This is a genomic window from Bradyrhizobium sp. HKCCYLRH3061 (assembly GCF_051168015.1).
Lineage (GTDB): Bacteria > Pseudomonadota > Alphaproteobacteria > Rhizobiales > Xanthobacteraceae > Bradyrhizobium.
Genome location: NZ_JBNPUE010000010.1, coordinates 212,859 through 232,075 on the forward strand (window position 1 = coordinate 212,859; position 19,217 = coordinate 232,075).

General features: G+C 65.6%; 16 protein-coding genes, 1 tRNA gene and 1 pseudogene. 10 read left to right on the top strand and 8 right to left on the bottom strand.

The window, feature by feature from the left end; genetic code table 11:
• Nucleotides 1-8: 8 nt before the first annotated feature.
• Nucleotides 9-191, bottom strand: coding sequence for a hypothetical protein (locus tag ACQR2C_RS18305; protein WP_316218918.1), 183 nt, complete (start codon nt 189-191; stop codon nt 9-11).
• Between the two features lie 352 nt (nt 192-543).
• Here ACQR2C_RS18305 and ACQR2C_RS18310 point away from each other — a divergent pair.
• Nucleotides 544-618, top strand: a tRNA-Thr gene (locus ACQR2C_RS18310).
• Between the two features lie 5 nt (nt 619-623).
• On the opposite strand, the gene ACQR2C_RS18315 is transcribed toward ACQR2C_RS18310, so the two are convergent.
• Nucleotides 624-839, bottom strand: a complete 216-nt coding sequence (locus ACQR2C_RS18315; RefSeq protein WP_434881779.1) for a hypothetical protein — start codon at nt 837-839, stop codon at nt 624-626.
• Between the two features lie 985 nt (nt 840-1,824).
• Here ACQR2C_RS18315 and ACQR2C_RS18320 point away from each other — a divergent pair.
• The 4 genes and pseudogenes from ACQR2C_RS18320 to ACQR2C_RS18335 form a co-directional block, all read left to right on the top strand.
• Nucleotides 1,825-2,559 carry a sensor histidine kinase gene (locus tag ACQR2C_RS18320; protein WP_315717875.1) on the top strand — a complete coding sequence of 245 codons (735 nt, stop codon included), beginning with the start codon at nt 1,825-1,827 and terminating at the stop codon, nt 2,557-2,559.
• Nucleotides 2,540-3,226: a response regulator transcription factor gene (locus tag ACQR2C_RS18325; protein ID WP_315801493.1), complete on the top strand. Its 687-nt coding sequence runs from the start codon at nt 2,540-2,542 to the stop codon at nt 3,224-3,226. The genes ACQR2C_RS18320 and ACQR2C_RS18325 overlap by 20 nt, the downstream gene beginning before the upstream one ends.
• Before the next feature lie 187 nt (nt 3,227-3,413).
• Nucleotides 3,414-3,767: a response regulator gene (locus tag ACQR2C_RS18330; RefSeq protein ID WP_434881780.1), complete on the top strand. Its 354-nt coding sequence runs from the start codon at nt 3,414-3,416 to the stop codon at nt 3,765-3,767.
• Nucleotides 3,768-4,218: 451 nt separating this feature from the next.
• Nucleotides 4,219-4,764, top strand: a pseudogene (locus tag ACQR2C_RS18335) (IS3 family transposase); the annotation flags it as partial.
• 464 nt (nt 4,765-5,228) lie between these two features.
• On the opposite strand, the gene ACQR2C_RS18340 reads toward ACQR2C_RS18335, so the two are convergent.
• The gene (locus tag ACQR2C_RS18340) at nt 5,229-7,304 is read right to left on the bottom strand and encodes a methyl-accepting chemotaxis protein (protein WP_434881781.1); all 2,076 of its coding nucleotides are present in this window, start codon (nt 7,302-7,304) and stop codon (nt 5,229-5,231) included.
• 205 nt (nt 7,305-7,509) lie between these two features.
• Nucleotides 7,510-8,238, bottom strand: coding sequence for an SDR family oxidoreductase (locus tag ACQR2C_RS18345; RefSeq protein ID WP_316182235.1), 729 nt, complete (start codon nt 8,236-8,238; stop codon nt 7,510-7,512).
• A 119-nt stretch (nt 8,239-8,357) separates the two neighbouring features.
• Between ACQR2C_RS18345 and ACQR2C_RS18350 the strand changes: the two genes are divergently transcribed.
• Entirely contained in the window at nt 8,358-9,641 is a 1,284-nt protein-coding gene (locus ACQR2C_RS18350; protein WP_434874807.1) for a hypothetical protein, read from the top strand.
• A 94-nt stretch (nt 9,642-9,735) separates the two neighbouring features.
• Here ACQR2C_RS18350 and ACQR2C_RS18355 read toward each other — a convergent pair whose 3' ends face one another.
• The 4 genes from ACQR2C_RS18355 to ACQR2C_RS18370 form a co-directional block, all read right to left on the bottom strand.
• Nucleotides 9,736-10,773: a magnesium and cobalt transport protein CorA gene (locus ACQR2C_RS18355; RefSeq protein ID WP_434881782.1), complete on the bottom strand. Its 1,038-nt coding sequence runs from the start codon at nt 10,771-10,773 to the stop codon at nt 9,736-9,738.
• A gap of 62 nt (nt 10,774-10,835) precedes the next feature.
• Nucleotides 10,836-12,440: a hybrid sensor histidine kinase/response regulator gene (locus tag ACQR2C_RS18360; protein WP_315801498.1), complete on the bottom strand. Its 1,605-nt coding sequence runs from the start codon at nt 12,438-12,440 to the stop codon at nt 10,836-10,838.
• 288 nt (nt 12,441-12,728) lie between these two features.
• Entirely contained in the window at nt 12,729-14,168 is a 1,440-nt protein-coding gene (locus tag ACQR2C_RS18365; protein WP_316218221.1) for a glutamine synthetase family protein, read from the bottom strand.
• Nucleotides 14,169-14,442: 274 nt separating this feature from the next.
• The gene (locus tag ACQR2C_RS18370; RefSeq protein WP_434848190.1) at nt 14,443-15,801 is read right to left on the bottom strand and encodes a Rieske 2Fe-2S domain-containing protein; all 1,359 of its coding nucleotides are present in this window, start codon (nt 15,799-15,801) and stop codon (nt 14,443-14,445) included.
• Between the two features lie 211 nt (nt 15,802-16,012).
• Between ACQR2C_RS18370 and ACQR2C_RS18375 the strand changes: the two genes are divergently transcribed.
• The 4 genes from ACQR2C_RS18375 to ACQR2C_RS18390 all read left to right on the top strand — a co-directional run bounded on the left by ACQR2C_RS18375 (nt 16,013) and on the right by ACQR2C_RS18390 (nt 19,212).
• Nucleotides 16,013-16,813, top strand: a complete 801-nt coding sequence (locus ACQR2C_RS18375; RefSeq protein WP_315801501.1) for an IclR family transcriptional regulator domain-containing protein — start codon at nt 16,013-16,015, stop codon at nt 16,811-16,813.
• A gap of 829 nt (nt 16,814-17,642) precedes the next feature.
• Nucleotides 17,643-18,344, top strand: coding sequence for an alpha/beta fold hydrolase (locus ACQR2C_RS18380; protein WP_316182227.1), 702 nt, complete (start codon nt 17,643-17,645; stop codon nt 18,342-18,344).
• Nucleotides 18,345-18,419: 75 nt separating this feature from the next.
• Nucleotides 18,420-18,707 carry a hypothetical protein gene (locus ACQR2C_RS18385; protein WP_315801503.1) on the top strand — a complete coding sequence of 96 codons (288 nt, stop codon included), beginning with the start codon at nt 18,420-18,422 and terminating at the stop codon, nt 18,705-18,707.
• Nucleotides 18,694-19,212, top strand: coding sequence for a hypothetical protein (locus ACQR2C_RS18390; RefSeq protein ID WP_434881783.1), 519 nt, complete (start codon nt 18,694-18,696; stop codon nt 19,210-19,212). Before ACQR2C_RS18385 ends, ACQR2C_RS18390 begins: the two co-directional genes overlap by 14 nt.
• Nucleotides 19,213-19,217 lie beyond the last annotated feature (5 nt).

A 19,217-nucleotide genomic window follows, 5' to 3' on the forward strand; every position in this document is an offset into this window, starting at 1 on the left:
CCATCTGCTCAACGCTTCGAATCGTCCGGACCGCCGGCAGCGGCCTCGTCCAGGCCGCGCTCCTCGGCCGTCACCGGCTGGCTGCGCGCGCGGCTCTGTGCCTTGCGGCGCTTCAGGTTCTCGCGCAGCGCCTGCTTCAGCCGCTCCTCGCGCGCGCCCTTCGGCGCCGCCTTCCCGGTCTTATCCGTCATCCCCTTCCCCCGGTCACCCCATACCAGAGGCACAATTGGGGCCGCAGATGGGAAAGCCAAGAGGCGTTGGCGACGCAGACGGTAGGTTCCGCCCGGCCGGCCGTCGCCTGCCCGGATGGGGAGTTGCCGCCGCGGCGACGGCCAGTTGGGCACCTTGAGCGGCCAACCGCGAGAATCCGCCGCGAGCGGGCGATTTCGCGCCGATTCGGAGGTCTTTCGCTCCATTTCCATGCATCACGCTGACGTCTTTCACGGAAAACCGGGCGAGCCGCGCTTGCGCAGGCGGGGACCTTGTGGCAAGAACCGCCCGCGTTCGGTCGCGGCCTTCGGGCCGGTCCCCGCCAGTCCCTTTGCTGCCGTAGCTCAGTGGTAGAGCACTCCCTTGGTAAGGGAGAGGTCGACAGTTCAATCCTGTCCGGCAGCACCAGGGCATCATTCCCCCAACATGATCTTCGGCGACGCCTCGGGACCACAGGCGACGCGCAGATGCGCGTCATCGGCCTCGCGGCGCAATTTGCGTCCGAGCTCTGCTGCAGCACCGCCCTCTCCGGAAATCGAGGGCGCAGGGAAGGCCGGGCGCTGGCCGCGCCCGTGGCCCGCCTGCGAAAGAAAATGCAGGCGGCAGGTACCACAGGTCTGGCCGAACACACCCGGCCCTCCCTGCGCAATGGGCTTACGGCTTATACGCGCTCTCCCTGGGGACCGGGCTTTGTTGCCCCATCACCCGCGATGCGCGCGACGCACATCAGCGAGCTTGACCTCAGCGTCGGGAGGCCAGGACCACGCGATTTCACCGTCCGTATCGGAGTTGTTCGTCCGCTCGCGAATGCGCGCTGCAACTCCGACCCGGCCACCGCATCCCACACCCAACGCTCGTGACGACTCGCGAACGCCCCTCTTCGATGAGCACGGGACGGCCAGAAATGTGCAAGTGATTTGCCCGACGACACAAGGGGAATGAGTGCGGCAGAGTGGCACGACGGGCAGTTTTAGCAGAGCTGGGATGCAGGCGGCGGAGGGGGCTTTGTTTGGTGCAGCGTCACCGTAATCCCAGGGTCCTTGGAGACATCGGTGCCGTGAATGCACGCACGCACTTCACCAAAGCCGACGGAAGCCGGAGGACTGGCTGCTACACGGACGTCTAATGGAAGCGTGGCGACCGCTGTCGTTGCATTTCGCTTCGCGCAACTGATGTGGAAGCACGGCGGTCGTACCTTGCGGTCGGGCGCCCGCGAGACAGATCGAGATTGGTTTGATCTTGCCTGTCATGAGATTGCCTCAACAGAGTTGCCGAGGCGATCAATCATGAATGAGGATAAACCCGCTGCCCGCTATTCAACGCCTGTGAGACCTGCACCTCACGTCCACATTTCATGCGTATGGAAGCTTCAAGGCTCAGAGTCCACTGGCTCATGCGAGCGTCGGGAAAGACGGCGAATGGCGGCGCAATGTTCTCCGTCGACGCGATGAGCTTCATCGGCGCCCTGCCGATCGACAATTACAACGGTGCGGCGCGTAGCTTTAATGTACATAAAGTTATGCGGTTTAAATCGATCTTTGAAGTTGACTCGATCATACTGCTGATACATCCTAAGGGTGTATCTTAGTCACGACAAAACCTGGCTGGTCTTCGATGCAACGGGAGCAGATCGAAGCCATAACTCGCGATATTGGGCAACAAGAAATTCTTGAACGTGAAATTCTTGCGATTGCCTCTCGCGAGAGGCAGCGCATTGGGCGTGAACTCCACGACGGGCTCTGCCAATCGCTCGCCGGCTTAGCGGCGCTAGCTGCGGCGCTGTGGCGAAGTTTGGCGGCGAGCGGCCAACCGGGTCCCGCCGCGGCCGCGGCCGAACTCGTACGATTGCTGAACGAGACCATCGGCGAGGCGCGTGACCTCGCTCGTGGGCTCAGCTCGATCGGTCTGAACAGCGCGGATCTTGTCGGCTCCCTTGAGAGCCTCGCCCGCAACGTCAGCGCCGCTCATGGCGCCTTTTGTGCGTTTGTGGAAGATAACCCTTGTCCCGATCTTGGCCGCGAAACCACGAGCCACCTCGTGCGCATCGCCCAAGAAGCCGTCCGCAATGCGGTCAGCCACGGCCGAGCCGACGAAATCGAGATCCGTCTGGCGTGCACTGCAGGCTCGGGACTATTGAGCATCCGGGATAACGGTGTCGGGCTTCCCGAAAAATGGCGCGATCATGACGGCATCGGGCTTTATACCATGGACTACCGCGCGCGGGCGATCGGCGGTTCTCTCACTGTGGAGCCGCAGGCCCGTCGCGGCGTCATGGTTGCGTGCGCGTTTCCGCTGTTATCGAATTACGAACGGCAGGAAAGTATCGGCGATGCCCACTTGCCTGGCTGAAGCCGCGGACGCGGTGCGGAAGAGGCTGCTTGTCGTCGACGATCATCCCGTGCTGTGCCGCGGGTTGATCGCCCTCATCGAGGCGGAAAATGGCCTCGCCGTTCACGGCGCGGTCGGTACGCGCGTGGCCGCGCTCAAGACCATCGCGATCAGTCGCCCTGATCTGGTGATCGTAGACCTTGCTCTCGGCGACGAGGACGGCCTAGACCTCGTCAAGGAAATCAAGGCGCGTCATCCCGGCGTTCGCTCGCTGGTGCTTTCGATGTACGACGAAGAGGTGTTCGCCGAGCGCGCGCTTTGCGCCGGCGCCCTCGGCTATGTCACCAAACAACAGCTCGAATCGACCGTGATCGCTGCCATTCGTCGGGTGCTTGCAGGCGAGACCTACATGAGCGAGGCTCTGCAGCGGCGGCTGGCTGAACGATGCGTCGGCGCGCGACCGCTCGAGGCCGCCTCGCCGGTGCGCACGCTGAGCGATCGCGAATTGCAGGTATTTCGGCTCGTTGGTCAGGGCCGAACCACGCGGCAGATCGCTGGTCTACTGAACCGCAGCGTCAAAACGGTAGAATCCCATCTTGAGCACATCAAGAATAAGCTGGCGATCGAATCGGCTGCTGAACTCGCCCAACGCGCGGCTCAATGGGTTACAATCGCCCGATTGGGTTGAGTCATAAAGTTCGCCCAAGTGCGCGGTTAGTGTCATACACGTCTGCCATGCCGCCGATGACTTCTCGACCAAGCCGCTTTCCGGCAAGCGCGACGGCCGAACACGCGGTCTGGTCCATGGCGCTAAAGCGGACTGCGCGATCGGCACGGCGCAAGCGGCGTCTGCTCATTGTGGACAGTCACCCCTGATGCGGCGCAGGCTGACCGCGCTAATCAATGCTGAGCCCGATCTTGTCGTATGTGCCTTGGCGGCCACCCAACGGGATGCGCTCGTGGCCATCGCGGCCACGAAACCCGATCTAGAGATCGTCAATTTGTTCCTTGGCGATAGCAATGGTTTGGATCTGGTGAGAGACGTTCGCGCGCGCTTTGTTCGTCTGCCGCTACCTGGATTGAACAGGCATGATTCGCCGCAATACGTCCGCCGCGCTTTCGAATCCGGCACCGACGGCTACGTCGCCAAGCAGGAGATGACAGAAAACCTTCTGGTGGCGATCCGCAGCGTGCTGCTCGGCGACCCTTACGGCGCACCGGCGCCTTGATCCATGCCCGCCTGCGTCCGGCAAGTTCACGCGTGCGAAGCTGGGCGGCCCATGGGGGATTCTCCCAATGCGAAAACGGGGTGCGACCCCGATGTCGGTTTAAGTCTCCAGCGTTAGCATTGGTAGCTACCAATGCCGTGCCCGCTTTGGCGACCGAAATGCTGGTCGAGCCCTTCGCTTATCGGCTCGATAGAGACCATCACCGCTTCAAATGGGAAAAAACGATGAGAAATATCTGCACCGCCGCCGCAATAGTCGCGATTGTTTTCATTCCTTGGACCGTCCATGCGGGCACTTGCTACAAAAACCTAGGTTGCAAGGGCACGACGTCGACCACTTCTTGCAAGACATGTCTTGGAAACCCCTCAAAGGGAGAGGGTTGGAAGGAAAACTCAAAGAGCAGCTGTATCGGAAACTTCAACCATTGTCCGGCGGTCCGTTAACGGTACTGGCGCTGGTCCCGCGCCCCGGCACCAGCAAGACCGTCTCCGGCCACAAGATCCATCCCTATCTGCTGCGCGGCGTCAGCATCACCGAGCCCAATCAGGTCTGGGCGGCCGACATCACCTACATTCCGATGGCGCAGGGGTTCCTGTATCTGGTGGCGATCATCGACTGAGCCACCCGGGCGGTGCTGGCGTGGCGCTTGTCGAACACGATGGATACGGGCTTTTGCATCGCTGCGCCCGACGAGGCGATGGCGCGGCACGGCCGGCCTAAGATCTTCAACACCGATCAGGGCGCGCAGTTCACCAGCTCAGCCTTCACCGGCAGGCTGGAGGCTGCAGGCATTGCGATTTCGATCGACGGACGCGGCCGTTTCATGGACAACATCTTCATCGAACGATTGTGGCGCTCGATCAAGTATGAGGAAGTGCATCTGAAAGCCTATGCTGACGGGCGCGAAGCGCGAGACGGCATCGGCTCATGGATGACCTTTTATAATCATCGCCGCCCGCACCAGGCGATGAACAATCAGTTTCCCATGGCGGCATGGCGCGCCGGCATGGATGTGATCGAGGCGGCCCAGACTGTGGATATGCCGCTTCGCTTTGACAACGCAAACGCGTTGCCCACATCCCCACAGCAGGCCCAGACGCAGCAGCAGGAAGCTGCTTGATTTGAACGACAAGGCAGGCGTGATCACACCTTAATTTCGGCGATCCATGGTCCCGTGCGTGGGGTCCACTTCAGTTGAACCTGTCTCGCAAGCTAACATCCGCCTGGGGTTGTGGATTCCCGCGTTCGCGGGAGAACGGGGCAGCCGAGAAGAACAAAGGGCGCGATCGGTCCGATCGCGGAGCATCGGCAGCAGCGCAGATCTGAGTAGCTGTAGCCCGCATGAGCGGCACCGATATCTGAGGGGGCCGGCCCCGCATGTCGCTTGCGCTCATGCGGGCTACAGCTGCTGCGATCGGGTGGCGATGCGCGGCCCTCGTCGAGGCCACGCAAAATGCACCCTCACGCCGCCCGCACCGAGTCGAGGAACCTGCTGACCTCGTCGCGGAGGCGGCTGCTCTGGCCGGACAGCGACTTCGCGGCGGACAGCACCTGCGACGAGGCCGAGCCGGTCTCGTCGGCGCCATGCCGGACGCTGGCGATGTTGGCCGACACCTGCTGGGTGCCGTGCGCCGCCTGCTGGACGTTGCGGGAGATCTCGCGCGTCGCCGAGCTCTGCTCCTCGACGGCGGAGGCGATGGCGGACGCGATCTCCGACATCCGGGCGATGGTCTCGCCGATCTCCTTGATCGAGCCGACCGACTCCTGGGTCGCCGCCTGGATGCCGCCGATCTGCTGGCCGATCTCGCCGGTGGCCTTGGCGGTCTGCTCGGCCAGCGCCTTCACCTCCGAGGCGACCACCGCGAAGCCGCGTCCGGCCTCGCCGGCGCGGGCGGCCTCGATGGTGGCGTTGAGCGCGAGCAGGTTGGTCTGGCCGGCGATCGCATTGATCAGCTCGACGACGTCGCCGATCCGCGCGGCGGCCTTGGCGAGCTCGGCGACGTTGTCGTTGGTCTTGCGCGCCTGCGCCAACGCCTCGTTGGCGATGCGTGCGGAGTCCTGCACCTGGCGGCTGATCTCGGTGACCGACGAGCTCATCTCCTCGGCGGCCGCGGCGACCGAATGCACGTTGGTCGAGGCCTCCTCGGACGCCTGGGTGACGACGGTGGCGAGCTCCAGCGAGCGGCCGGCGGTCGTCGTCAGCGACGAGGCCGAGCGCTCCAGATCGGCCGACGCTGACGACACGATGCCGACGACCTCGCCGATCGCCATCTCGAACTCGCGGGTGAAACGCTCGACACGCTGGCCGCGCTCGATCTTGGCCTGCGCGTCGGCCGCGGCCGCCTGCTCGGCGCGCTTCTTCTCCAGCAGCGCCTCCTTGAAGGTCTGCAGCGAGCCGGTCATCGCGGCGATCTCGTCGTCGCGATCGATCGTCGGGATCGCCACGTCGTCATGGCCGGCCGCCATCTCGCCGATCAGGCCGGTCAGGGCCACGATCGGGTTGATCACGCGGCGGCGCAGCAGCAGGGTGACGAACACGAGAATGCCGGCGAGGGCCGCGACCACCGCCGTCGCCAGCGCGAGCATCAGATAGGCTGCATCGCGCGCCGCGACGGCGCGGTCGCGGGCCTCGCCGATCGCGGCGTCGCGCACGACGAAGAACTTCTGCACGGCCGGGACGACCGCCTCGGCCAGGCTGTCGGCGGTGAGGGCGTAGTTGAGATCGCCGAGCCCGGCTGCGATGTCCTTGTCGACGATCGGAACGGCGCGCCCGAAATAGGCGTCACGCGCCTCCTTGAACGCCGCGAGCAGCCGCTCCGGATTGCCGAGCTGGTCGATGCCGGCATCCAGGCGCTCGCGGTCGGCCTCGGTGCGGCCCTGGGCGCGGTCCATCGCCGCCTTCTCGGCCGGAGTGACGGCGCGGCGGGCGCTGAGCGCCGGCGACAGCGCGGCAGCCCGGCCGCCGGCGGTCACGCGCAGGTCCTGCGCGGTGCGGGCGACGTCGAGCAGCGTCGTCAGCGACGCGTCGGCATTGGCGATGCGGTTCTGCAGCTGGTTCAGGATCGGCTCGATCGCCAGGGCGACCTGGGTGACCCCGGGGAGAAAGCTCTTGATGACGGCCGGATCACGCGCGTTCAGCGGCGCGGTCAGCGTGGGGTCCACCTTGGCGAGGATCTCGTTCAGCTTGGACGAGGCCTGGTCCAGGCTGCGTGTGATCGCCTCGCTGTTGGAGACGTTCGCCAGCTGCGCGCGCGCCCTGGCGAAGGATGCCTCGGCCGATTGCCTGATCTTGCGCACGCCTTCGAGCTGCGCGGGCGTCGCGGGCGAATCCTGGAATATGGGCGTGATGTAGGGGGCGCGATGGCCGACCACGTCCTGCGCGTAGAGCAGCACGGCGCCGAACGCCTCGACCGTCTTGATCGCCTCGGCCTTGTTGCTGACAGCCCTGACCTGCTCGATCACGACTTGAGCAGAAGGGAGGACGGCCAAAGCCGTCACCGACAGCATGGAAATTGCGAAAAGTCGGCCGATCTTCATTATTGCCCCCGGATTGCGCGGGCTCACGCTAGGTTCCGTATGATTAAGGTTGCGCTTAATTCGACCCCCGTAGTTCCACGGAGACGTCGCGCGTCCTTGATCGGAGACACGGGCGCCGGACAGGTCATCCCGCCCCGCTCGAAGAATGTCCTGACGCGCGGCGACGACTTGGGGTTGAGTCCAGCTCGGGAAATTTTGGACGGCCCTACAGATCGAAATTCGTCGGCAGCATCACGACGTCGCGGATGGTCATGCCGCGCGGACGGGTCAGCATGAACATGATCACCTCGGCGACCTCCGAGGGCTCCAGCAGGCTGCCGGACTCGCGCGCCTCCTTCAGCTTCTCGGCCGGCCAGTCGGCGATCAGCGCGGTGACCACCGGGCCGGGCGAGATCGCGCCGACGCGGATGCCGTGCTTGAACACCTGGCGCCGCACCGTCTGCACGAAGCAGTCGATCGCCCATTTCGACGACGCATAGACCGGCTCCCACGGCGTCGGGTAATGCGCCGCGAGCGAGCTGGTGACGATGATGTCGCCCGACCCGCGCGCGATCATGTGCGGGAGAACGTCGCGCACATTCTTCATGACGACATTGACGTTGAGGTTCAGCATGCGGTCGATCGCGTCGGTCCTGGCGTCGACGAGATCGCCGCCGAGATAGCTGCCGGCATTGGCGTGGAGGATGTCGAGCCGTCCGGCCGCATCGAGGACGCGCGGCAGAAGGGTGGCGCAATCAGCGGGATCGAGCAGGTCGATCACGACGGGGATCACGGCGTCGCCATGGGTCTCGCGCAGCTTCGCCAGCGCCGCGGCATCGCGATCGATCATGACGACGCGCGCGCCGGCCGCCAGTAGCGCCGCGCTGCTGGCCAGGCCGATGCCCGACGCCGCGCCGGTGACCGCCGCCACCTTGCCTTCGAGTTCCCTGCCCATCGTCTCCTCCTTGTCCGGCCAGACTACAGCAAACCGCGCCGCGTTGCCGCACTCCGTTGGACCCATCGCGATCCCCACGCGTTGCATCCCGGCCGCCAGCATCACCCATGAAGAGCCCGATGGAGACGATCGAAGCCTATCTCGCCCGCAAGCATCAGGAGCTGCAGCTCCTGAATTGCTGCCTGCGGAGACCGCATGCGCTGCCGGCGCCGCGCTCGGTGATGGAGGTCATCCGGCGCAAGTTTCAGCTCACGGCCGCGCTGAAGGCCGAGCACGCGCTCAGCGACTGGACCGCGACAGAGACGGCCTGGGCGGATGCGGACGATCATCGCGCCGGCCCGTTCGCCTTCAGCTACGACTATCAGCGCGCCGATCTCGACGTGCGCGGGCCGTCGTTCTACGCGGCGGGCGAGAGCCGCCATGACACCATCTACACCATCTCCGGCATGGCGGCGATCGCGGCACTGCTGCTGGCGACGCGGCCCGTTCTCGGCACGGCGGACCTCTTGATGCTGCCGGGCTCCTATGGCGAGACGCAGGAGCTGGTCGCGGCGCATGCGCGGCATCTGCGCCCGGTGACGCTGACCCGCGACCTGGCCGCCGCGCTGGCGCAGCGCTCGCCCGCGCCGCGGCTGCTGCTGATCGATTCCAGCGCGACCGCGCCGCGCTTCGAAGCCGTGCTGGGTTGCGACCGCCCGGCGATCGATCTCCTGATCTTCGACACCACCTGCTTTGCCAACGGCTCCGGCCGCATTCGCCGCGTGCTGGCCTGGACGCGGCGCTGGGACGTGCCGGTCGTGATGGTGCGCAGCCACACCAAGCTCGACTCGCTCGGCGCTGAATATGGCCGGCTCGGCTCGGTCGCTTTCGCCGATTGGAGCAAGGCCGGCGCCGCGGGCCGCATTGTGCTTCGGGCGCTGCCGGACGAGACGCGCAACGCCGTCAGGCTGCTCGGCGGCGCGGCGCTGCCGGCGCATTTCCCGCCTTACGTCGGCCTGCCGGCCTATCGCGAGCTGACCGCGCGACGCGTGGCCGCCATCCTGCGCAACAGCCGGCGGGCGCGGCGCCACTTCGCGACCACGCTGCGCGGCCTGACCGCGGAGCTCGACTTCGCGCACGGCCTCTACGTCACGCTCGCCGGTCGCGCGCCGCTCGACGAGGCCACCGCCCGGCAAGCCGCAACCGCCATGAGTGATGATCTCCGGCGCGCCGGGCTTCCGATCCGCCACGCCGGCAGCTTCGGCTTCGATTTCGCTGCGACGGAATGGTTTCACGACGCCACCACGGATCGCTACAGCGTGCGCGTCGCCGTGCCTGATCTGCCGACCGCGATCTGGGACGAGCTGACGGAGGCCATCGCCGCGTGGTGGTCCGCACATCCCGGGCGATCCGCCGCGGCGTGAGCGCTGCGCCATGGCAGGCGCGTTGCGCCCTCAACGGCAAACGATTTCGAGGTCACGCGCACCGCTTCGCGAGGAGGACCGACAGCCCGTCCCCTCACAGCCATCCGCGCCGCCGGAACTGCCAATACAGCACGCTGCACACGGTGGCGATGAAGCCCAGTACGGCATAGTAGCCGTATTGCCATTTCAGCTCCGGCATGTGCTCGAAGTTCATGCCGTAGATGCCGGCCACCGCCGTCGGCACGGCGAGGATGGCGGCCCACGCCGCCAGCCGCCGCGCGATGTCGGTCTGTTGCGCCTGGCCGGCCATCATGCTGGCCTCGAACACGAAGGCGAGGATCTCGCGCAGGGAATCCGCATCCTCCTCGGCGCGCTTGGCGTGGTCGAGCACGTCGCGAAACAACGGCGCCATCTCGGCGTCGATCGCGACGTTGTCGACATGCTCGAGCCGCTTGCAGACGTCGACGACGGGGCCGACGGCGCGGCGCAGCCGCAGCAGGTCGCGCCGCAGGCGATACAGCCGGTCGACCTCGTGGCGCGCGAGCGGCCGCTGCAGCACGACCTCCTCCAGCGCCTCGACCTCGGCCATGATGCTCTCGGTCACCGGCCGGTAATTGTCGACGATGAAGTCGAGGATCGCATAGAGGATGTAGTCCTCGCCCTTGGCGAGCGAACCCGGACAGCTCTCGCAGCGCTCCCGCACCGCGCCATAGGAGGTCGAGGCGCCGTGGCGTACCGAGACCACGAAGCCGGGGCCGACAAAGATGTGGGTCTCGCCGAACACGATGTGCTCCTTGACGAGCTGCGCGGTGCGGGCGACGACGAACAGCGCATCGCCGTAGCGCTCGACCTTGGGCTGCTGATGCGCCTTCGACGCATCCTCGATCGCGAGCTCGTGCAGGCCGAACTGGTCCGCCACGCGCTGCAGGAGCGCCGCATCCGGCTCGTGCAGCCCGATCCACACCACATGACCCGGTCGCTTGGCCCAGTCGCCGGCGTCCTCGATCGGAATGTCGGCGACGCGGCGGCCGTTGGCATAGACACCGGCCGCGACCACGCCCAGTTCCCGTGGCTCACCGCGGGGCTGAAGGACTGGCGCATCGGCCGGTGTCTGCACCGTGACGTGACGCATGGTTGGATCTCCGCTCTCCAGCCCGACTTTCGATGCGAGGAGTCGCCTGGTCAAGCGTCGCATCAGGTCACGCCGGTCGGGCCGTCGAGCAATTGCCTGACGCGGCGGACCAGATCGGTGCGGCGGTACGGCTTGTTGATGATCTCGAACTCGCCGATGTTGGCGTCGGCGCGCTCGACCGCGGCATCGGAATAGCCGGTCGTCAGCAGCACCTTCAATTTCGGCTGGCGCTTGCGCGCCTCGCGCGCCAGCACGGTGCCGTTCATGCCGCCGGGCATCACGAGATCGGTGAACAGCAGATCGAAGCGGACCTCCGAATCCAACAGCTCGAGCGCGGCATGCGCATTGGCCGCGACCTCGGTACGATAGCCGAAATCCTCCAGGATCGAGCGCGCCAGCTCGGCGACCTCATGGCGGTCCTCGACGATAAGGATGCGTTCGCTGCCGGTGCGGTCCATCGCCATCTGCGGCCGGATCGACGGCGCAGCGATCGCCTGCTCGGTCGCCGGAAACAGCAGCTGCACAGTCGTGCCCTGCCCGACCTCGCTGTAGATATAGGTGCTGCCGCCGGACTGGCGGGTGAAGCCGTAGACCATGGCGAGGCCGAGCCCGGTGCCCTTGCCCTCCTCCTTGGTGGTGAAGAACGGCTCGGCGACCCGCGCGAGAATATGGTGCGGAATGCCGACGCCGTCGTCCGACACCTTGAGCGCGACATAACGCCCGCCCTTGGGCACGCCGAACTGCACGATGTCCTCTTCCGCGATCTCCTTGTTCTCGGTGCGGATGGTCAACGTGCCGCCATGCGGCATCGCATCGCGTGCGTTGACGAACAGATTGAGCAGCGCGACCTCCGCCTGGGTCTGGTCGACGCGGCTGTTCCACAGGCCGGGCTGCGCCTTGACGACGATCCGCACGCTGTCACCGAGCGTGTGGCGCGCCATCTGCACCATGGTCTCGATCATGTTGTTGAGGTTGATCGGCCGGCTGTCGAGCCGCTGCTTGCGCGCGAACGACAGCAGCTGCTGGGTGAGGGTCGCGGCCCGGTTGGCGGCCGACCGGATGTTCTCGACGGCGCGGCGGTGCCGCGGGGCAAGCTCGCTGACGGCGCCCTGCAGCGTCTCGGTGTAGCCGATGATCACCTGCAGGATGTTGTTGAAGTCGTGCGCGATGCCGCCGGTGAGCTGGCCGATCGCCTCCATCTTCTGCGACTGCACCAGCGCGCTCTCGGCGTCGCGCCGGCGCGACACGTCGAGCTGCGAGCCGAAATAATAGACCAGCTCGCCGTCGCGGTTGTAGACCGGGCTGACGAACAGCGCATTCCAGAACGCAGCGCCGTTCTTGCGATAATTGAGGATCTCCACCGCAATGTCCTGGCGGTTGGCGATCGCGGTGCGGATCGCCGCGATGGTGTCGCGGTCGGTGTCCGGCCCCTGCAGGAAACGGCAATTGGCTCCGACGATCTCGGACAGCGCGTAGCCGGTCATCTCCAGGAACGCCCGGTTGGCGAACAGGATCGGATTGTCAGGCTGGCGCGGATCGGTGACGATCATCGGCATCCGCGTGGTCTCGACGGCCGCGAAGAAGATGTCGTGGCGCTCAGACGACAGATCGGATGCATCGCCGCTGTCGACAATCGCGCGATCGCGCTGCGGCCCGTGTTCCAACATGCTTCCTTGCTCCGCCTTCCATCGCCATGACATGCAGGGTCGCGCCGAGACCGGCGTGAGTTGTGCAACGCCTCCTTCGATATGCCGCTGGATGGGATCGGGTTCCCGCAGGCCTGCTTGCGCGCGGAATAACGGACACAGGACTCACGAAAATGCGACGCGGCGGCGCGGGAACGAATCCGGCGGATACGGAAATACCCGCGCCGAGGGGCCGCGGCCTACGTCACCGGGCAAAACAACCACGTCGACGGCGGGCTGGTGCGCAGCCGGTGAGGCGGTGCATCGCCGTCAGAACATCTCGAAATATTCGCGCTGCTCCCAGTCGGATACCTCCGCCTGGAAGCGCTCGAGCTCGGCGTTCTTGATGAAGGTGTAGTAGTCGACGAAGGTCGAACCGAACGCCTGGCGGAAGAACGCGTCGTCCCTCAGCGCATCGACGGCCTCGCGCAGCGATTTCGGCAGCAGGCTCGCCTTGGTCTCATAGGGCACATCGGCCGACGGTCCCGGCTCGAGCTTGCGGTCGATGCCATCGAGGCCGGCTGCGATCTGCGACGCCATGTAGAGATAGGGATTGGCGGCGGGCTCGCCGATGCGGTTCTCCAGGCGCGTGGCGCGATCGCCGGGGCCGCCGAGCACGCGGATCATGACGCCTCTGTTGTCGCGGCCCCAGATGGCACGGTCCGGCGCCAGCGAATAGGCGCGGTAGCGCCGGTAGCCGTTGATCGTCGGCGTCGAAAACAGCGCCGAGGCGCGCGCATGCGCGAGCAGGCCCGCCATGTAGTGGCGGCCGAGCGCGGACAGACCTTCGGCATCCTCGGTCATGAAGGCGTTGCCGCCGTCGCGCGCCACCAGCGACTGGTGCAGATGCCAGCCCGACGACATCACGTTGGGGATGCGCGGCCGGCACATGAAGGTGGCGTGATAGCCGTGGCGCTGGCAGATCTGCTTCACGGCGCTGCGGAACAGCACCATCGTGTCGGCGGGCGCGAGCCCGAGCGCCGGCTGCAGCACGAACTCGCACTGGCTCGGGCCATATTCGAGCTCGATCGAGCGCAATGGCAGGCCGAGCGCGACGAGATTGGCCCTGATGATCTCGAGCGCGGGCTCCATCTGATCGAAGCGCTGCTCGGTGAGATATTGATAGCCCTGGGTCAGCAGGCTGACCGTCGGCGGCACGCCGGGCTGACCGGGCGAGCCGGCATCACCGGGCGCGAGCCTGGGATCCTCGACCTTGAAGATGTGGCACTCGACCTCGAGGCCGGCCATGAACTGATAGCCACGCTGTTCGAGCGTCGCCAATGCCGACCGGTAGAGATTGCGCGTGGCGAACGGGACCGGCGCACCGTTGGCGAAGTACAGATCACAGAGCACCCAGCCGGTGCCGGACGCCCAGGGCAGGACGCGGAACGTGGTGGGATCGGCGACCATCAGTGCATCGCTGCCGCCCTGCATCTCGGCCATGCCGAAGCCACCGCCGGCGGTGAACACCGGAAACACGGTGCGATGCGAGGTGTCCTTGGCGAGCAGGGTCGTCGTGATCGAGCAGCCGTCCTCGAGCGAGGACAACGCAGCATCGACAGTAAGCGTCTTGCCGCGCAGGATGCCGTGCTGGTCCGGGAACGAGAAGCGGATGGTGGTGAGGCCGTGCTCCTCGGCGAGGCGGCGCATGCGCACTGCGGCCTCGGCCTGCTCGACGGTCCACAACTGATGCTTGGCGACGAAACTCAACGATGGCTCCATGATGCATTGTCAAACTGCGAGATCATGGGCGCAGTCTTGCGGCGCGCGAGCCCTAACCTCTCCCCGCTTGCGGGGAGAGGTCGGATTGCATCGTCAGATGCAATCCGGGTGAGGGGGGACAGGTCCAACCACTCGCACTTCCCGTGCGGCTGCCCCTCACCCCAACCCTCTCCCGGTGAAGAACGGGGAGAGGGAGCGCACTGCGCTCGGAGCGAGAGCTGGCCAACTACACCGAAGGACATATGCGCACTCACGCCTGCCATCACTCCGCCGCGCTCAGATGCGGCGCGAGACGCGCGATATCGGCCGGCACCGGCGCTGCCCAGGGGGCGTTGCGGCGGCGGCGGACGTCGACTTCCATCCAGTAGGTCTCCCAGCCGCGGGTCGGGCCGATGCCGTCCATCGTCGCCGGGCCCTGCACGCTGCGGGCCCCGGCGGCATCGAGGAACAGCATCGGCGGTTCGCCGCTCGCGACCTTCTCGATCTGCTCGCGCAGCAGCCGACGATATTGGATGATCGCCTTGTCGGATTGGCCCAGATGCTCGCGGGTGCGGTCCTGGATCCGGCCCATCGACTCCACCGCCCACTGGTCGTGCACGTTGATGTCGTTGCCCATGCCGGTGTAGGTCGCGGTCGCCTGCTCCCGTGGATCGAAGCCGTAATCGTTGCTCTTGTTCTTGCGCGAGCGATAGTCGGGCAGCTCATAGAGCTCGAGCCGCTGCGCCCGCATCTTCGCCCGGTCGACCGGCGCGCCATAGCTGGTGAAGATCGCGTACCAGTAGCAGCTCTCGTCATCGACCGGCACGTGCCACTGCGTGATCGTCATCTCCGTGCTCATCGGAATCACGAAGGCATGCGGGAACAGCTGATTGGTGACGCGGACATGGGTGCGTTCGGCATCGATCTCACGCAGTGCGATGATGCGCAGGCCGTATTCGGTACGCTCCACATTGATGATCGGACGATCGTACTCGCGCAGCACCTTGGTCATCGGCAGCTCGCTGTCGGCGGAGGCACCGCGGAACTGCTTGCCATAAGCGGTCGACGTATCCTCGTCCTCGAAGAAGCGGTGCAGGAACGAGGCATGCGCGGGGTCGATGCCGACCTCCAGCGCCTGCAGCCAATTGCACTCGATCAGGCCCTTGAACGCGAAGGTGTAGGCGTCGGGCGCGGTGAAGCAGTCGAGATCGGGAAACGCCGGGGCTGCACCATCGCCGAGCCAGGCCCAAAGGATGCCTCCCTTCTCGATCACGGGATAGGCGCGCTGCTTGACGTTCTTGCACAGCGGCGAGCCGGCCGGTTCGGCCGGCGTCTCCAGACAATTGCCGTCAGCGTCGAACAGCCAGCCATGGAAGGCGCAACGCAAGCCGCCGTTCTCCAGCCGTCCGAAGGCGAGATCTGCGCCGCGATGCGGACAATCGCGATCAAGTAGTCCGTAGCGGCCTTGCGCATCCTTGAAGAGCACGAAGTCCTGACCGAGCAGTTTCACCGCGCGCACCGGGCGCTCGCCTGCGAGCTCATCGACCAGCGCGGCCGGCTGCCAGTACATCCTCATTAGTTTACCGGCGGGCGCGCCGGGTCCGACGCGCGTGATCAGGTCGTTCTGCTCCTGGCTCATCATGATGGCCGTCTCTCCTGTTCCGTCGCAAGTCGGGCGTTGAGCGTCACGCGATCATCTAATAATGTTCGCTAGACGAACACATGTTCGCCCAGATTAGATTCGCTTTAAGTGGGGAGAAGCGCAAGTGAAAAAGCTACAACCGAAGCCGAGGGGCCAACGGACTGCAGCTTCACTGCGGCCGAAAACAACAACAGCGGATCATGTCAGGCCGATGCCGAAACTGAAGCGCACTGATGAGGAGAAGAAGCAGGCTCGGGGCGACGGTCCCGAGTTCGTGGAAGCGCTCGATCGCGGCCTGCGGGTGATACAAGCCTTCAGCCGCGAGGGCCGGCCGATGACGCTGAGCAAGGCGGCGGAACTCACCGGCCTCGCCCGCGCCACGGTGCGACGGATTCTGCTGACCCTGAAAGCCTCCGGCTTCGTCCATGGCGACGACCGGCTGTTCTCGCTGACGCCGCGCGTGCTGCTGCTGGCCTCCAGCTATCTCGCCTCCAACCAGGTCAACAGCGTGATGCAGCCGTTGATGGACAGCACGGCCGGCGAGGCCCGCGAGGTCTGCTCTCTCGCCGTCCTCGACGGCGACCAGGTCGTGTTCATCGCGCGCGCGACGCCGGCGCGCATGTTCTCCACCGGCCTGGAGATCGGCTATCGGCTGCCGGCGTTCTGCACGTCGGTCGGCCGCGTGTTGCTGAGCCGGATGCCGGACGATCAGTTGCGCCAGGCCGTCGAGCGCATGACGCTGACCGAGATGACGCCGCAGACGATCACCGACAAGGACGCGTTGATCGCGTCGGTCACGGCCGTTCGGGACGACGGTTATTCGCTCGTCGACGGCGAGGCGGAGGAGGGTTTCCGCTCGATTTCCGTGCCGATTCGCCGCTATGACGGCGGCATCATCGCCGCCGCCAACATCGGCGGCCACGTCGATCGCATCGGCGTCGACGAGATGAAGGAGCGCTTCCTGCCGCTGCTGAAGAAGCTCGCCGCCACGGCGCAGCCACTGCTCGTCTGATCCTTCGACAAGAGGCACCGGGCTCGGCTGCAGCCGTGCCGGCTCGTGCTCGCGCATTGGGCCACAGCACCTTAAGCTTCGCATCGACCTCGCTGCCGCGGGTGCCACTGTTTCATCCGGCAGCGACGTCGCCGGACGCGTCCTCGCTGCTGCCGAGCGAGCAGTCGTCTCTCGTTCCATCAACAGCGTCGGCCCGCGCTGCTCCGGCAAGAGCTAGACTTCGCGCGGATATGTTTCCTCCGGGTGCGACGATCGCTCCGATGTCATCGCCGACAGCCCGGTGCTATCAATTCATCGCCGCGACGGAACGAGAGCGCCGGGCGTCAACAGCCACGTGAAGTTACGAGCTGCCCGAACTAATCGTTGTGGTCGCAGGCCTTGCGACGCCGGGCCCCACGCCCATTACGTGATATTATCGTGACGCCCGACCTCGTTTGCCACGATTGACGATCCATCCAGGTATCATCGCGCTGCATGCGATGGTGGCATGATCCGGGGCGGAAGTAGTTAGCCCCCTTCCTCGCGCGCGAATTGCGGACGACGCCACCAGATTGCCGCGAATGACGCCGTAATCACGAAAGCCAGAGGCGCCGCGGCCCAAGCAGCATCGCGTGCGACCCGATCACAGCGATCATCCGGCTGGCCATCCACTGTCGCGAAGAGGCGCAGGATGAGCCAGGACAAGGCTGGGGACGAGGTCGTCGCCCTGGGACGCCGGGCGCGAGCCGCAGCACATCGTTGGACATCGGCCGCCTCTCGCGCGTAAATGGCATGCCGGGCGGACGACACCCGGACATGCAGGTGAACGCCGTTTCCGGGGGGAAGACCCATGACTGATGCGCTGCCGCTCGTGCTGGTGCCTGGCCTGATCTCGTCGCCCCGCATCTATGCGCCGGTGATCCCGGCGCTGTGGCGGCTCGGGCCGGTGATGGTGGCGAACCACGTCCGCGACGACAGCATGGCCGCGATCGCGCGCCGCATCCTCTCCGAGGCGCCGCCGCGCTTCGCGCTCGCGGGACATTCGATGGGCGGCTACATCGCGCTCGAGATCATGCGCCAGGCGCCGGAGCGCGTGGGTCGGCTGGCGCTGATCAACACCCAGGCGCGGCCCGACACGCCGGAGGCGAGCGCCCGCCGCCGCACCATGATCACCCGCGCCAAGGAGGGCGACTACCACGGCGTGGTCGACGAGCTGTTCTCCGGCTTCGTCCATCCGTCGCGCCAGGATGATCCGCGGCTGCGCCAGCTCGTGCACGACATGGCCGAGGAGGTCGGCGTCATCGGCTTCATCCGGCAGCTGACGGCGATCATGTCGCGCCCGGATTCGCGGCCGACCTTGACCGCGATCCGCTGTCCGACCCTGGTGCTGACCAGCGACACCGACAACACCATCCCGAACAGCCTGTCGAAGGAGATGGCCGACGGCATCGACGGCAGCTGGCTGGTGGTGCTGGAGAATTGCGGCCACCTGCCGCAACCCGAGCAGCCGGAGGAGACGGCGCAGGCGCTGATGGAGTGGTTGCGGGGGTGAGATGGCCGTCGAGCCGTATGAAACTCCGGACGGTAGCCGATGGCAACTCTCCGGAATGCAGCGTATATTGCGTCGATGCTGGACAACGCCAAAATCGCCAAGATCGCCCGCGAGGTCGCCACTGCGAATCTGAGCAGCTCCGCCGCGGTTACAGACGTCACCACAGCGCCCTATGCGGACTCCGAAGGCCGTGATGCCCTGCGGATCACCATCGTATTGAGCCCCATCCAAGGGACCAGCATCGAGGGAGAAGCAGTGCTGGATACGCTGGTCCAGATCCAAGAGCAGCTCCGGGCTGCAGGCGAGGACCGTTTTCCGCTGATCGAATACGAGGCGGAGAACGAGCCCGTTGGCGATACTTAATCCGGAGCATCTGTTTCAGCAGGCTGAGCAGTTGATCGCTCCGCCTGCAGCGGGGCCACCGCGACAGGCGAACATCCGTCGCGCAATTTCCGCTGCCTATTATGGATTGTTTCATGCAACGCTCATTGCCGCTGCAGATCAATTCGTTGGCAAGACGAAACAAGGGACACCCTTATACGCCCTCGTCTATAGAGCCGTGGACCATCGAGACCTCCGATTGCTATGCGAGGAGGTCAAAAAGTCGAAGCTTTCCGCAAAATACCTGCCGTTTGCACCTTCCGGAGGCTTTGGAGCAAACCTTCACGCGTTCGCATCTGCTGTCCTGGAGCTACAGGAGAAGCGACATGAAGCCGACTATAATCCGATGATCCGGGTCAAAACCCTGGATGCGCAGCTCGCCATCAGAATGGCGAGAGCTGCACTGACGAGCTTCGAGGCCGTCCGCGTCCAAAACCAGGACGCGTTCCTGACATCGTTGACGTTGTTGTTATTTCCGCCCCGCTGAGCGCG

Coding starts and splice junctions, on each gene's coding strand:
- ACQR2C_RS18305 (WP_316218918.1), bottom strand. CDS start 191: ATGACGGATAAGACCGGGAAGGCGGCGCCGAAGGGCGCGCGCGAGGAG.
- ACQR2C_RS18320 (WP_315717875.1), top strand. CDS start 1,825: ATGCAACGGGAGCAGATCGAAGCCATAACTCGCGATATTGGGCAACAA.
- ACQR2C_RS18325 (WP_315801493.1), top strand. CDS start 2,540: ATGCCCACTTGCCTGGCTGAAGCCGCGGACGCGGTGCGGAAGAGGCTG.
- ACQR2C_RS18330 (WP_434881780.1), top strand. CDS start 3,414: ATGCGGCGCAGGCTGACCGCGCTAATCAATGCTGAGCCCGATCTTGTC.
- ACQR2C_RS18340 (WP_434881781.1), bottom strand. CDS start 7,304: ATGAAGATCGGCCGACTTTTCGCAATTTCCATGCTGTCGGTGACGGCT.
- ACQR2C_RS18345 (WP_316182235.1), bottom strand. CDS start 8,238: ATGGGCAGGGAACTCGAAGGCAAGGTGGCGGCGGTCACCGGCGCGGCG.
- ACQR2C_RS18350 (WP_434874807.1), top strand. CDS start 8,358: ATGGAGACGATCGAAGCCTATCTCGCCCGCAAGCATCAGGAGCTGCAG.
- ACQR2C_RS18355 (WP_434881782.1), bottom strand. CDS start 10,773: ATGCGTCACGTCACGGTGCAGACACCGGCCGATGCGCCAGTCCTTCAG.
- ACQR2C_RS18360 (WP_315801498.1), bottom strand. CDS start 12,440: ATGTTGGAACACGGGCCGCAGCGCGATCGCGCGATTGTCGACAGCGGC.
- ACQR2C_RS18370 (WP_434848190.1), bottom strand. CDS start 15,801: ATGATGAGCCAGGAGCAGAACGACCTGATCACGCGCGTCGGACCCGGC.
- ACQR2C_RS18375 (WP_315801501.1), top strand. CDS start 16,013: ATGCCGAAACTGAAGCGCACTGATGAGGAGAAGAAGCAGGCTCGGGGC.
- ACQR2C_RS18380 (WP_316182227.1), top strand. CDS start 17,643: ATGACTGATGCGCTGCCGCTCGTGCTGGTGCCTGGCCTGATCTCGTCG.
- ACQR2C_RS18385 (WP_315801503.1), top strand. CDS start 18,420: ATGCTGGACAACGCCAAAATCGCCAAGATCGCCCGCGAGGTCGCCACT.